This is a genomic window from Enterobacter sp. SENG-6 (assembly GCF_001605945.1).
Classification (GTDB): Bacteria; Pseudomonadota; Gammaproteobacteria; order Enterobacterales; family Enterobacteriaceae; genus Enterobacter; species Enterobacter cloacae.
This window is the reverse complement of sequence record NZ_LOMM01000003.1, coordinates 152,137-166,294: the sequence shown is the minus strand read 5'-3', so window position 1 is coordinate 166,294 and position 14,158 is coordinate 152,137. Positions and strand designations below refer to the sequence as shown.

Below are 14,158 nucleotides of genomic sequence, written 5' to 3'. Positions count from 1 at the left end.
AAAAAAAAACCCCCGCCACTGGCGGTTTTTTTTATCACTTCTTCGCGACTGCTTTTCGCCGCTTATCCAAATCCTTAATCAGCCTGTTCACCCCGTCATCGGCAAACATCGTCTCAAGCGTGGTGGATAACTTACGGCGCCAGTTCTTGTACTGATAGCTGGTGCCCGGGATGTTCACCGGCTCCGCCATATCAATCCAGTCTTCCGGCTGCAGGCCCAGCAGGGCGCTGTTGCTGTCGGCAATGTAGCGCTGCAATCCGCGGTTGAGCGTCGGCGTCATCGACATCAGCGACGCTTTATGCCCGGCGCGTTTCGGCAGACAGCCGTGCTTATGCAGTGCATCCAGCAGACCCTGCTTCGCCAGCTCGCGATCCTGATACAGGCCGCGAAGGACATCTTCATCCGGATAGAGCCCCAGGGTTTTACCGAGCGTCAGATCGCCGCTTTCCCAATAGCCACGAAGCGTAGGAAGGTCATGCGTCGTCGCGACTGCCATTGACTGTTCAGGGTACGCTTGCGGCGCGCGGAAGGTTTTCTCATGGTCGTTTTCAAAATAGAGCACTTTATAGGAGTAAACGCCGCTGTCGCGAAGCTTACTGACGATTTCTACCGGCACGGTACCGAGATCTTCGCCGATCACCATGCACTGATGGCGCTTGCTTTCCAGCGCCAGGATCGACAGCAGATCGTCAACCGGATACTGAACATACGCCCCGTGATCGGCCGTCTCACCGTAGGGGATCCACCACAGGCGCAGCACGGACATCACGTGGTCGATACGCAGCGCGCCGCAGTTCTGCATGTTGGCGCGCAGCAGGTCGATAAACGGCTCGTAGGCACGCGCCGCCATTACGTGCGGATCCATCGGCGGCAGACCCCAGTTCTGGCCGAGCGGGCCCAGAATATCCGGTGGTGCGCCTACGGAGGCCTTCAGGCAGTACAGCTCACGGTCACACCAGGTTTCCGCCCCGCCTTCTGCCACGCCAACGGCCAGGTCGCGATACAGACCGATCGGCATCTTATAGCCCTGGCTCACCTGCCAGCAGTCGGCAAACTGGCTGTACGCCAGCCACTGCAGCCACAGGTAGAAGTCCACTTCATCGGCGTATTTTTTACAGAACGCTTTGACTTCAGGCGTGTCGACGGATTGATACGCCTCCGGCCAGACCGGCCAGCCCCAGCGCATTTCGTCCTCTTTCACCTGATACGCATGCAGCGCATCGAACGCCGCCTGCCAGTAGAGGCTCTCGCCCTCCTGCGCCACAAACTGACGGAAGGCGGCCATCTCCTCGTCATCACGCTGAGAAAAGCCTTTCCACGCCAGACGCAGGGCAGCCATCTTCAGCGCCGTCACGGTGGAATAGTCCACCCAGTCTGCTTCGCGCGCCTGCTTCAGCGCCTGCTGAGTGGTGCTAAGTGCCCACCACGCCTGCGCTTCCGGGCTGTTTTTGAAATCGTCTAACGCATTCACGTCGATGTAAATCACGTTCAGCCAGCGACGGGACGACGGGCTGTACGGGCTGGCACTCTCCGGGTTAGCCGGATAGAGGGCGTGGATCGGGTTGAGGCCGATAAACGCGCCGCCGCGCTCCCCCACCGATGCCAGCATCTTTTTCAGGTCACCAAAATCGCCGATGCCCCAGTTGCTGTCAGAGCGCAGGGTGTAGAGTTGCACGCAGGCCCCCCACAGCTTTTTGCCTTCGAGCAACGCCTGCGGCTCATAACAACGTTTTGGCGCCACGATCAACCGGCAGTGAAAGCGCAGCTCGTCCTGGGTGAGCGTTAGGGTGTGGTAACCCTCCGGCAGCTTCGCCGGAAGGGTGAGTGCTTTGCCGCCGGTGGCGTGGCCCTTGTGCTGATGTCCCTCTTCGGTGGTCAGCAGCCAGGTAAACTCGCCGCGTCCTTCCACCGCCAGCGACATCTTTTTGCCCGCGGTGAAGACTTTAACGTTCGGTACCGGCGTGGCCGACGCTTTCGCGTCGGTTTTGTGCATGGCATCCAGCAAACGTCTTTTGGTGTCGGCGCCAATAGACTGTGGTTTGCCGTGAGCATTAATGTAACTGAGGCTGATCCCCGCCGCCTGCGCGGCACTGTCCAGACGTTTACTCTCCATCGCGCTTCCTTAGCGTTTTGCCTGCCAGATACGAGTCTGATAATCACGGATTGAACGGTCAGAGCTGAACATTCCGCAGCGGGCGGTGTTCAGAATGCACGCCCGGGTCCACGCTTCCTGGTCACGGTACAGCACGTCGACCTGTTTTTGCGCTTCCACGTAGGCCGTGAAGTCCGCCATCACCAGATACGGGTCGCCGCCGTGTTTGTCCATGCTGTGCAGCATCTGGTCAAACGCATGCTTATCGCCATCGCTGTATTTACCGCTTTCCAGCTCTTTCAGCACCGCCTCCAGCACTTTGTCCTTCTTACGCCATTTCACCGGATCGTAGCCTTTGGCCTTGAGGGCTTTCACTTCTTCAACCGTATGACCAAAGATAAAGATGTTCTCTTCTCCAACCTTCTCGGCAATCTCTACGTTCGCACCGTCGAGCGTACCAACAGTTAGCGCGCCGTTCAGCGCCAGCTTCATGTTGCCGGTACCGGACGCTTCTTTACCCGCGGTCGAGATCTGCTCAGAGATATCCGCCGCCGGGATCAGCATCTCTGCAGCAGAGACGCAGTAGTCCGGCAGGAACACCACTTTCAGCTTGTCGCCCACTTTCGGATCGTTGTTGATAGCCTCCGCCACTTTATTGATGGCGAGGATAATGTTTTTCGCCAGGTAGTAGCCTGGTGCCGCCTTCGCGCCGAACAGGAACACGCGCGGCACGCGGTCAGCCTGCGGATTCTCGCGGATCTCTTTGTACAGCGCGAGGATATGCAGCAGGTTCAGGTGCTGACGTTTATATTCGTGCAGACGCTTAATCTGGATGTCGAAAATGGCGTTCGGGTTAATCTCGATACCGGTACGCGCTTTCACAAACGCCGCCAGACGCACTTTGTTATCCCGCTTGATGGCGCGGTACTGTTCGCGGAATTTCGCGTCGTCCGCGTATTTTTCCAGGTTGATCAGCTGGTCCAGATCGTTGGCCCACTCTTTCTTCAGCGTTTTGTCCAGCAGACCGGCCAGCAGCGGGTTGCACTGTTTGATCCAGCGACGCGGCGTGATGCCGTTGGTCACGTTATGGAATTTGGTCGGCCACAGCTGGTGATATTCCGGGAACAGGTCTTTCACCACCAGATCCGAGTGCAGCGCCGCCACACCGTTCACCGCAAAGCCGCTCACCACGCACATATTTGCCATGCGCACCTGTTTGTCATGCACCACGGCCAGCTTCGCCCAGACCGCTTTGTTGCCCGGCCAGGTTTTATCCACCAGCGTTTTAAACTGGTCGTTAATCTTGTTGATGATCTGCATATGGCGCGGCAGCAGCGTTTTCACCAGCTTCTCGTCCCAGCACTCCAGCGCTTCTGGCATCAGGGTGTGGTTGGTGTAAGCAAAGGTGCGGCTGGTGATCGCCCAGGCATCATCCCAGCTCAGCTGGTGCTCGTCGATCAGCACACGCAGCAGTTCAGGAATAGCGATGGTCGGGTGCGTGTCGTTAAGTTGAATCACTTCAAAGTCAGGCAGCTGTGCCAGCTTGCGGCCCGCCAGGTGGTGACGACGCAGAATATCCGCCACGGAGCAGGCGCACTGGAAGTACTGCTGCATCAGACGCAGTTTCTTGCCCGCCAGATGGTTGTCGTTCGGGTAGAGCACTTTGGTCAGCTTCTCGGCGTCGATGCCCTGCTGTTCGGCACGCAGGAAATCGCCGTCGTTAAATTTGGTCAGGTTAAACGGATGCGCATGCTTCGCCTGCCACAGACGCAGCGGTTGCGCCACGCCGTTACGGTAACCGAGCACCGGCAGGTCCCAGGCTTCGCCGATAAACGTAAATGCCGGTTCCCAGAGACCCTGTTTTGATACTTTACCGCCAATGTTCACCTGCACATCCAGCTGCGCGTTGTGGCGGAACCACGGGTAGGTGTTACGGTGCCAGTCGTCCGGCGCTTCCATCTGATGCCCGTCTGCAAATGACTGACGGAACAGACCGTATTGATAGTTCAGGCCGTAACCAATGGCCGACTGCCCAACCGTTGCCATCGAATCGAGGAAACAGGCCGCCAGACGTCCCAGACCACCGTTGCCCAGCGCCGGGTCAATCTCTTCTTCCAGCAGGTCGGTCAGGTTAATGTCGTGTTCTTTCAGCACATCCCCAACCTCCTGATACCAGCCGAGGTTCAGCAGGTTGTTGCCGGTCAGACGACCGATCAGGAATTCCATCGAGATGTAGTTGACGTGGCGCTGACCTTTTACCGGTTTTGCCAGAGGTTGAGCATCCAGCTGCTCTGCGAGCGCACCGCTCACCGCCTGCCACCACTGGTGAGGCGTCATCTCGTTTGCAGCATGAAGGCCAAAACGCTGCCACTGACGCGTCAGGGCAGCCTGGAATTGAGCTTTGTTGAAGGTAGGCTGTGACATAGGGGATCGGCATCCTTTAGAAAGAAAACACAAGTTGGCGCTAGTGTGCCTGGCTCATTTCTCCTCTTCCTCCTCCCGCAGGGGATTAGGCAGGGAGGAGTAGCGGGGATGAGCATAAAAGTGTGATCGAGGCCACTCTGAGAGCATAGTCGGAGTGTGTCAGGAAGATAAAAAGATAACCGGGAAGCGTGTCAGGAAAATGAAATGCAGTTTCGGGTGAAATTAAAACGCGCTGAAATGATTACTTACGTAGAATAATATTTCTGCAACCGGGTCAGAACGAAGAAGATTATTAATTTCACTAAACTTTACCCCGCGTTTATTAAATTTGACGTCACTATACCTTTCTGAAACCAGTTTCAGTGCAGCCGCAGCACAGCCATACAAGCCAGCATTGACGCGGCATCACAGCCCTTTCCAGAAAGTTCCATCATCTCTCTGAATGTTTTGTGACAGAGTGCAAATTCAGAGCCACCAAAACCAGACATAACTTGCAATAGTTCTCTTTCTGGCCGACCTTATATCTATTAATTACGAAGCGCAAAAAAAATAAATTCTCTCGTTCCCCACAGTGAAGTGAAACCTATGTTGATTCCGTCTAAATTAAGTCGCCCGGTTCGTCTTGACCATACAGTGGTCCGCGAGCGTCTGTTGGCTAAACTTTCCGGCGCGCATAATTTCCGACTGGCGCTGGTTACGAGCCCTGCAGGTTATGGAAAAACAACGCTCATTTCGCAATGGGCCGCAGGTAAAAGCGATCTTGGCTGGTACTCCCTTGATGAGGGCGATAACCAGCAAGAACGTTTTGCCAGCTATCTGATTGCCGCCATTCAGCAGGCCACCAATGGGCACTGCGTGGCCAGCGAAGTGATGGTGCAAAAGCGCCAGTACGCCAGCCTGTCCTCCCTTTTCTCTCAGCTGTTTATTGAACTGGCTGAGTGGCACCGCCCGCTTTACGTGGTCATTGATGATTATCATCTGATCACTAACCCGGTGATCCATGAGTCCATGCGCTTCTTCCTGCGCCATCAGCCGGAAAACCTGACCCTGGTGGTGCTGTCGCGTAACCTGCCGCAGTTGGGCATTGCCAACCTGCGCGTGCGCGATCAACTGCTGGAAGTGGGTAGCCAACAGCTGGCCTTTACCCATCAGGAAGCCAAACAGTTCTTCGACTGCCGCCTGAACTCACCGATTGAGGCCGCTGAAAGCAGCCGCCTGTGCGACGATGTCGCCGGTTGGGCGACAGCGCTGCAGCTGATTGCCCTCTCCGCCCGGCAAAACAACAGTCCGACGCATCAGTCCGCACGTCGCCTGGCGGGGATCAACGCCAGCCATCTTTCTGATTACCTGGTGGATGAGGTGCTGAACAGCGTCGATCCTTCGACCCGCCATTTCCTGCTGAAGAGCTCCCTGCTGCGTTCCATGAACGACGCGCTGATTGTGCGCGTGACCGGCTGCGAAAACGGTCAGCTGCAGCTTGAAGAGATTGAACGCCAGGGGTTGTTCCTGACGCGGATGGACGATCCCGGCGAATGGTTCAGCTATCACCCGCTGTTTGGCAGTTTCCTGCGCCAGCGTTGCCAGTGGGAGCTGGCGACTGAATTGCCGGACATCCACCGGGCTGCCGCTGAGAGCTGGATGGCGCAAGGCTTCCCGAGCGAGGCTATCCATCATGCGCTCGCCGCCGGTGATGCCAGCATGCTGCGCGATATCCTCCTCAACCACGCGTGGGGCTTGTTTAACCACAGCGAACTGACGCTGCTGGAAGAGTCGCTGAAAGCGCTGCCGTGGGAGAGCCTACTGGAGAACCCGCGTCTGGTGCTGCTGCAGGCCTGGCTGATGCAGAGCCAGCACCGCTACAGCGAAGTGAATACCCTGCTGGCGCGTGCCGAGCAGGAGATGGAAAGCGATATGGATACCACCCTGCACGGCGAATTTAACGCCTTGCGGGCCCAGGTAGCAATCAACGATGGCGATCCGGAAGAAGCAGAGCGGCTGGCAATGGTCGCGCTGGATGAGCTGCCGCTGGCCAATTTCTACAGCCGCATTGTGGCGACGTCGGTACACGGCGAGGTGCTGCACTGTAAGGGTGAGCTGACGCGCTCCCTGTCGCTGATGCAACAGACCGAACAGATGGCCCGCCGTCATGATGTCTGGCATTACGCGCTATGGAGCCTGATCCAGCAAAGCGAAATTTTATTTGCTCAGGGATTCCTGCAGGCGGCCTGGGAGAATCAGGAAAAAGCGTTCCAGCTGATTCGCGAACAGCATCTTGAACAGCTGCCAATGCACGAGTTCCTGTTGCGTATTCGCGCCCAGCTTCTGTGGGCGTGGTCGCGCCTGGATGAAGCAGAGAGCTGTGCCCGCCAGGGCGTAGAGGTGCTTTCCGGCTTCCAGCCGCAGCAGCAACTGCAGTGCCTGGCCCTGCTGGTGCAATGCTCGCTGGCGCGCGGGGATCTGGATAATGCCCGCAACCACCTGAACCGTCTGGAGAACCTACTCGGCAATGGTCAGTATCACAGCGACTGGGTTTCGAACGCCGATAAGGTGCGGGTGATTTACTGGCAGATGACGGGTGATAAGAAATCCGCCGCCAACTGGCTGCGCCAGACGCCAAAACCTGAATTTGCAAATAACCACTTCCTGCAAAGTCAGTGGCGAAACATTGCCCGCGCGCAGATCCTGCTCGGTGAGTTTGAGCCGGCTGAGATTGTGCTGGAAGAGCTGAACGAGAACGCCCGCAGCCTGCGTCTGATGAGCGATCTCAACCGTAACCTGCTGCTGCTTAACCAGCTCTACTGGCAGGCCGGGCGTAAAAATGATGCCCAGCGCGTGCTGCTGGAGGCGTTGCAGCTGGCGAACCGTACCGGGTTTATCAGTCACTTTGTGATTGAGGGCGAAGTGATGGCTCAACAGCTGCGTCAACTTATTCAGCTCAACACGCTGCCGGAGCTGGATCAGCACCGTGCCCAGCGCATCCTGCGCGAGATTAACCAGCACCATCGCCACAAGTTCGCCCACTTCGACGAGAACTTCGTTGAACGCCTGCTGAACCATCCGGAAGTGCCTGAACTTATTCGCACCAGCCCGCTGACGCAGCGCGAATGGCAGGTGCTTGGGCTTATCTATTCAGGCTACAGCAATGAGCAGATTGCCGGTGAGCTGGCGGTGGCGGCAACCACCATCAAAACGCATATCCGCAATCTGTATCAGAAGCTGGGCGTGGCGCACCGTCAGGATGCGGTGCAGCATGCGCAGCAGTTGTTGAAGATGATGGGGTATGGGGTGTAGGTTTGTGCGGGCTAATGCCCTCACCCCGGCCCTCTCCCACAGGGTGAGGGAGAAAGGCGTCTCAACATAACTCTAACTGCACATTATTATCTTTAATCACCTGCATCACGCCCGCCGGTGGCATCACATCGGTATAAACCGCATTTACCATGCTGATGCTGCCCATGTTGACCATCGCGTTACGGCCAAATTTGGAGTGGTCCACCACCAGCATCACGTGACGTGAGTTTTCAATGATCGCGCGCTTGGTGCGCACCTCGTGATAATCAAACTCCAGCAGTGAGCCGTCGCTGTCGATGCCGCTGATCCCCAGAATGCCGAAGTCGAGACGGAACTGAGAGATAAAATCGAGCGTCGCTTCACCAATGATGCCGCCGTCGCGGCTGCGCAGTTCGCCCCCGGCGAGGATGATGCGGAAATCATCTTTCTGCATCAGGGTATTGGCCACGTTCAGGTTGTTGGTCACGATGCGCAGGTTTTCGTGATCCAGCAGCGCATGGGCGACCGCTTCAGGCGTGGTGCCGATATCAATAAACAGCGTCGCCCCGTTGGGGATTTGGCTCGCCACTTTACGGGCAATGCGCTCTTTCTCTGCCGTCTGCGTGGCTTTGCGGTCATGCCACGAGGTGTTAACCGAACTGGACGGCAGCGCCGCCCCGCCGTGATGGCGCAAAATACGGTTTTGATCGGCAAGATCGTTCAGGTCGCGGCGGATGGTTTGTGGGCTGACGGCAAACTGTTCCACCAGCTCTTCGGTGCTGACGTATCCCTGTTTTTTTACCAGTTCGATAATGGCGTCATGACGTTGTGTTTGTTTCATGAAATATCCCTGGGAATTATGTTCGTTTTCGCGCATGGAGCGTGTCGGCAAACGCCATTGCCAGCCCGACGGCCAGCCCGGTGACGTGTGCACCATTGGCGATAGACATACCAAACAGATCAAACCATCCGGCAATTAGCCATATTAACGCAAAGGTTATCAATCCGCGCTGCAGATAGATGCCACTTTCGGGGTCGCGCTCGCCTCTGAGCCAGACATAGCCCATCAGGGCATACACCACGCCGGATAAACCACCGAACCACGGGCCGCTGAATTTATGCTGCACATAGCCGCTCAGCAGAGCGCTGATAAGGGTGATAACAATCAGCTTTCCGCTGCCCAGACGCTTCTCCACCGCGCCACCGAGATACCACCACCACAGCAGGTTAAAGAGAATATGCATCACCGAGAAGTGCATCAGCGCGTGGGTGAAATAGCGCCAGACGTCAAAATCGAGAGACGGGTCGTACGGCCACGCAAGCGCGATCATCACGCTCTGGTCGCCCACCACGTTCATAATGATGAAGACGATAATGCAGGCCGCCATCAGTAGCAGCGTAAACGGACCTGCGCGCTCGCGAATGGTGGCAAGGAAGGGGAAGCGCCGATAGTGCAGTCCGCTCCCCGTCTGCCCCGACTGCCAGCTCGCGGCCAGATAGCGAGGGTCGCCGGGATTCTCAAGAAAGCGGGCCAGCTCCGCATTCACGCGATCGGCCTGGCTTTCATCCGCCAGCCAGACATCGGTTTTCGTGTGCTGCTGAACGGTCAGGATGATGCCCTGGGTTGCCATATAGTCGACAAACGCCTGGGCGACGCGCGGATTGGTAAAAGAGGTGATCATCAACATGGGCGGCGGTCGCTTATTTCCACACGAAAGGGGACAGTATAGCGGGATCAGCGCTCAAAAGCGTATTCCACTTCTGCCGGGAAATGACGATGCCAGGCATCGAAACCGCCGTCGACGCTGTAGACCGCATCATAGCCCTGCTGAATAAGGTACTGCGCCGCACCTTTGCTGCTGTTGCCGTGATAGCACATCACCATCACCGGCGTATCGAAGTCGTTATCGCGCATAAACGCGCCCAGCGTATCGTTGGTGAGGTGGAACGCGCCCGGGGTGTGGCCCATCGCAAAACTCTGCGGATCGCGGATATCCACCAGCACCGCCGTTCCCTGGTGCATCTTCTGGTGGGCTTCTTCTACGTTAATACATTCAAACTGATCCATGGTGTTCTCTTTCTGTTGTTCAGGTTGGGTGCGCTCTGATGCCCTCACCCCAGCCCTCTCCCACGGGGAGAGGGAGAAAAGTTAGTCGCACTATTTTACCCAGTAGTGTACGTCCTGGCGGCGGGTAAACGCCATTATGTTATCCATATCACTCTAAATTGTTTTTTTGATGTTACCAAAAGCGCGTTCCTTTGCTATTATGAGCGATATCGAACATTTCTGAGCTTTAACGAAAGTGCGTGAGGGTGTTATGGAAACCAAAGATCTGATTGTGATAGGCGGTGGCATCAACGGTGCCGGTATTGCGGCAGACGCCGCAGGACGCGGATTATCCGTACTGATGCTGGAAGCTAACGACCTCGCCTGCGCGACGTCGTCCGCCAGCTCCAAACTGATTCACGGTGGCCTGCGCTACCTGGAACACTATGAATTCCGTCTGGTCAGTGAAGCGCTGGCCGAGCGTGAAGTGCTGCTGAAGATGGCACCGCACCTGGCCATCCCGATGCGCTTCCGCCTGCCCCATCGCCCGCATCTGCGTCCGGCGTGGATGATTCGAATCGGTCTGTTTATGTACGATCATCTGGGTAAACGCACCAGCCTGCCGGGTTCAAACGGTTTGCGTTTTGGCTCAGAATCGGTCCTTAAGCCTGAAATCGTGCGCGGTTTCGAATATTCCGACTGCTGGGTGGACGATGCGCGTCTGGTGCTGGCTAACGCACAGATGGTTGAGAAGAAAGGCGGCGAAGTGAAAACCCGCACCCGCGCCACCGCTGCGCGCCGTGAAAACGGCCTGTGGATCGTCGAAGCGGAAGACGTGGATACCGGCGAGAAGTTCAGCTGGAAAGCGCGCGGTCTGGTGAACGCCACCGGCCCATGGGTGAAACAGTTCTTCGACGAGGGGATGCATCTGCCATCTCCGTACGGTATCCGCCTGATCAAAGGCAGCCACATTGTGGTACCACGCGTGCACACCCAGAAGCAGGCCTACATTCTGCAGAACGAAGACAAGCGCATTGTGTTTGTGATCCCGTGGATGGACGAATTCTCCATCATCGGCACCACCGACGTGGAGTACAAAGGCGATCCGAAAAACGTCGAGATCGACGAGAGCGAAGTGAACTACCTGCTGAAGGTGTATAACGCGCACTTCAAGAAACAGCTGTCCCGTGATGACGTGGTCTGGACTTACTCCGGCGTGCGTCCGCTGTGCGATGACGAATCTGACTCACCGCAGGCGATTACCCGTGACTATACGCTCGATATTCACGACGTGGACGGTCAGGCACCGCTGCTCTCCGTGTTTGGTGGCAAGCTCACCACCTACCGTAAGCTGGCCGAGCACGCGCTGGAAAAACTGGCGCCGTACTACAAAGGCATTGGCCCGGCATGGACCAAAGGCGCGGTACTGCCTGGCGGTGATATCGGCGACAACCGCGATGATTACGCCGCGAAGCTGCGTCGTCGCTATCCATTCATCACGGAAGGCATGGCGCGCCACTATGCCCGTACCTACGGCAGCAACACGGAATTGATCCTGAGTGACGCGAAAGAGATTGCCGACCTGGGCGAACATTTTGGTCACGAGCTGTACGAAGCCGAACTGCGCTATCTGGTGGAACATGAGTGGGTTCGCCGTCTGGATGATGCCATCTGGCGTCGTACCAAAGAGGGTATGTGGCTGAATGCCGAACAGCAGTCGCGTGTGGCGCAGTGGTTGCTGCAGCATGCGGGGAAGCGTGAGCTGTCGTTGGCGTCGTGATGTAAAAAAGCCGGGTGGCGGCTCCGCTTTACCCGGCCTACTCGATCCCGTAGGCCCGGTAAGCGCAGCGCCACCGGGCTTTGTTTTTACAACCGCACCGGATCAATATGCCAGATATTCTCGGCATACTCCTTAATGGTCCTGTCGGACGAGAAATACCCCATATTGGCGATGTTATGCATCGCGACGCAGGTCCACTTCTCCTGCTGACGATAAAGCTCGTCCACCCTGTCCTGACAATCCACGTAGCTGCGGTAATCCGCCAGCACCTGATAGTGGTCGCCAAAGTTAATCAGCGAATCCACCAGGTCCCGATAGCGCCCTGGCTCGTCTGGGCTAAACACCCCGGTGGCGATTTGCGTCAGCACCTGACGTAGCTCCTCATCCTCTTCGTAATACTCACGCGGCGAGTAGCCTTTCTTGCGCAGCGCCTCCACCTCTTCCGTGGTATTCCCGAAGATAAAGATATTCTCCGCCCCCACGTGCTCCAGCATTTCGACATTGGCCCCGTCCAGCGTGCCGATGGTCAGCGCGCCGTTAAGGGCAAACTTCATGTTACTGGTGCCGGACGCTTCCGTCCCGGCAGTGGAGATCTGCTCAGAGAGATCGGCCGCCGGAATGATCAGCTGCGCCAGGCTGACGCTGTAGTTAGGAACAAAGACCACCTTCAGCTTGTCGCCGATATCCGGATCGTTGTTGACCACCTTCGCCACATCGTTGATGAGGTGAATGATGTGCTTCGCCATGTAGTAAGCGGACGCCGCCTTACCGGCAAAGATCTTCACACGCGGCACCCACTCCGCCGTCGGATCGGCCTTGATGCGGTTATAGTGGGTGATCACATGCAGCACGTTCATCAGCTGGCGCTTGTACTCATGAATACGCTTGATCTGTACGTCGAACAGCGCTTTCGGATTCGCCACCACGTTCAGATGCAACGCCAGCCAGACTGACAGACGTTTCTTGTTCAGCAGCTTGGCTTCTCGTACGGCTTTGTTCACCGCCGGAAAATCAATGTGCTGTTCAAGCTCGCTCAGCTGGCTGAGATCGGTTCGCCAGGTGCGGCCAATGTGCTCATCCAGCACCTCAGAAAGCGGCTGGTTTGCCAGCGCCAGCCAGCGACGCGGCGTGACGCCATTGGTCACGTTGCAGAAACGCGTCGGGAAGATCTTCGCAAAGTCCGCAAACAGCGACTGCACCATCAGGTTCGAGTGCAGCTCTGAAACCCCGTTCACCTTGTGGCTGATCACCACCGCCAGCCAGGCCATGCGTACGCGACGACCGTTCGATTCATCAATGATAGAAGCGCGGCTCAGCAGGCCGGTATCGTTCGGATACTGCTCCTGCAGCGTCTTGAGGAAGTAGTCATTAATTTCAAAGATGATCTGCAGATGGCGCGGCAAAATTTTGCCGAGCATATCCACCGGCCAGGTTTCCAGCGCTTCGCTCATCAACGTGTGGTTAGTGTAAGAGAAGACCTGACAGGTCACCTCAAACGCATCGTCCCAGCTGAACTTATGCTCGTCGATAAGCAAACGCATCAGCTCCGGGATCGACAGCACCGGATGGGTATCGTTGAGGTGAATGGCGGTTTTTTCCGCCAGATTGGCGTAGGTCTTGTGCAGCTGATAGTGACGGCTGAGGATATCCTGAATCGTCGCGGAGACGAGGAAATACTCCTGACGCAGGCGCAGCTCGCGCCCGGAATAGGTCGAGTCGTCCGGGTAGAGCACGCGGGAGACGTTCTCGGAGTGGTTTTTATCTTCCACCGCCGCGAAGTAGTCGCCCTGGTTAAATTTACCCAGGTTAATCTCGCTACTGGCCTGCGCGTTCCACAGACGCAGCGTATTGGTCGCATCGGTGTCGTAGCCCGGGACAATCTGGTCATAGGCGACGGCAAGGATCTCTTCGGTTTCCACCCAGCGGGACTTTTTCCCTTCCTGCTGAATACGTCCGCCAAACCGCACCTTATAGCGCGTATTGTGTCGTTTAAACTCCCACGGGTTACCGTATTCCAGCCAGTAGTCCGGGGACTCTTTCTGACGTCCGTCCACGATGTTCTGCTTGAACATCCCGTAGTCGTAGCGAATGCCGTAGCCACGCCCCGGCAGGGCCAGCGTCGCCAGCGAGTCGAGGAAGCAGGCGGCAAGTCGCCCCAGGCCACCGTTACCGAGCCCCGGGTCGTTCTCTTCGTCAATCAGCTCTTCTAAGTCCAGCCCCATCTCTTCCAGCGCGGTTTTAACGTCATCGTAAATACCGAGCGATAACAGCGCGTTAGAGAGGGTGCGGCCAATCAAAAATTCCATCGACAGGTAGTAGACCTGACGCGTTTCCTGCGACAGCTGGGCGCGGTTGGAGCGCAGCCAGCGCTCAACCATGCGGTCACGCACCGCAAACAGGGTGGCGTTGAGCCACTCGTGCTTGTTGGCGATGACCGGATCTTTCCCGATGGTAAACATCAGCTTATAGGCGATAGAGTGCTTCAACGCCTCAACGCTGAGCGTGGGGGAAGAGTAGCTAAAAGGAGCGTTCATATCAGTAACTT

General features: G+C 56.9%; 8 protein-coding genes. 2 read left to right on the top strand and 6 right to left on the bottom strand.

Features of this window, described 5'->3' with window-relative positions:
* Nucleotides 1–34: 34 nt before the first annotated feature.
* Nucleotides 35–2,113 carry a 4-alpha-glucanotransferase gene (gene malQ / locus AX755_RS02365; protein WP_023619865.1) on the bottom strand — a complete coding sequence of 693 codons (2,079 nt, stop codon included), beginning with the start codon at nucleotides 2,111–2,113 and terminating at the stop codon, nucleotides 35–37.
* A gap of 9 nt (nucleotides 2,114–2,122) precedes the next feature.
* Nucleotides 2,123–4,516 carry a maltodextrin phosphorylase gene (gene malP, locus AX755_RS02360; RefSeq protein WP_062856215.1) on the bottom strand — a complete coding sequence of 798 codons (2,394 nt, stop codon included), beginning with the start codon at nucleotides 4,514–4,516 and terminating at the stop codon, nucleotides 2,123–2,125.
* Between the two features lie 585 nt (nucleotides 4,517–5,101).
* On the opposite strand from malP, the gene malT reads away from it, so the two are divergent.
* Entirely contained in the window at nucleotides 5,102–7,807 is a 2,706-nt protein-coding gene (gene malT / locus AX755_RS02355; RefSeq protein WP_029883766.1) for an HTH-type transcriptional regulator MalT, read from the top strand.
* Between the two features lie 61 nt (nucleotides 7,808–7,868).
* Here malT and AX755_RS02350 read toward each other — a convergent pair whose 3' ends face one another.
* The 3 genes from AX755_RS02350 to glpE are packed head-to-tail and all read right to left on the bottom strand — an operon-like array spanning nucleotide 7,869 to nucleotide 9,854.
* Nucleotides 7,869–8,627: a DeoR/GlpR family transcriptional regulator gene (locus AX755_RS02350; RefSeq protein ID WP_013099103.1), complete on the bottom strand. Its 759-nt coding sequence runs from the start codon at nucleotides 8,625–8,627 to the stop codon at nucleotides 7,869–7,871.
* A 16-nt stretch (nucleotides 8,628–8,643) separates the two neighbouring features.
* The gene (gene glpG, locus AX755_RS02345) at nucleotides 8,644–9,474 is read right to left on the bottom strand and encodes a rhomboid family intramembrane serine protease GlpG (RefSeq protein ID WP_013099104.1); all 831 of its coding nucleotides are present in this window, start codon (nucleotides 9,472–9,474) and stop codon (nucleotides 8,644–8,646) included.
* A 47-nt stretch (nucleotides 9,475–9,521) separates the two neighbouring features.
* Nucleotides 9,522–9,854 (bottom strand): thiosulfate sulfurtransferase GlpE, encoded by a 333-nt coding sequence (gene glpE / locus AX755_RS02340; protein ID WP_014833569.1) that lies wholly within the window; start codon nucleotides 9,852–9,854, stop codon nucleotides 9,522–9,524.
* Between the two features lie 250 nt (nucleotides 9,855–10,104).
* Here glpE and glpD point away from each other — a divergent pair, with 250 nt between their 5' ends.
* Complete coding sequence (glpD, locus tag AX755_RS02330; RefSeq protein WP_040020737.1) at nucleotides 10,105–11,613, top strand: glycerol-3-phosphate dehydrogenase; 1,509 nt, start codon at nucleotides 10,105–10,107, stop codon at nucleotides 11,611–11,613.
* Nucleotides 11,614–11,699: 86 nt separating this feature from the next.
* On the opposite strand, the gene glgP is transcribed toward glpD, so the two are convergent.
* Entirely contained in the window at nucleotides 11,700–14,147 is a 2,448-nt protein-coding gene (glgP, locus tag AX755_RS02325; RefSeq protein WP_013099108.1) for a glycogen phosphorylase, read from the bottom strand.
* Nucleotides 14,148–14,158 lie beyond the last annotated feature (11 nt).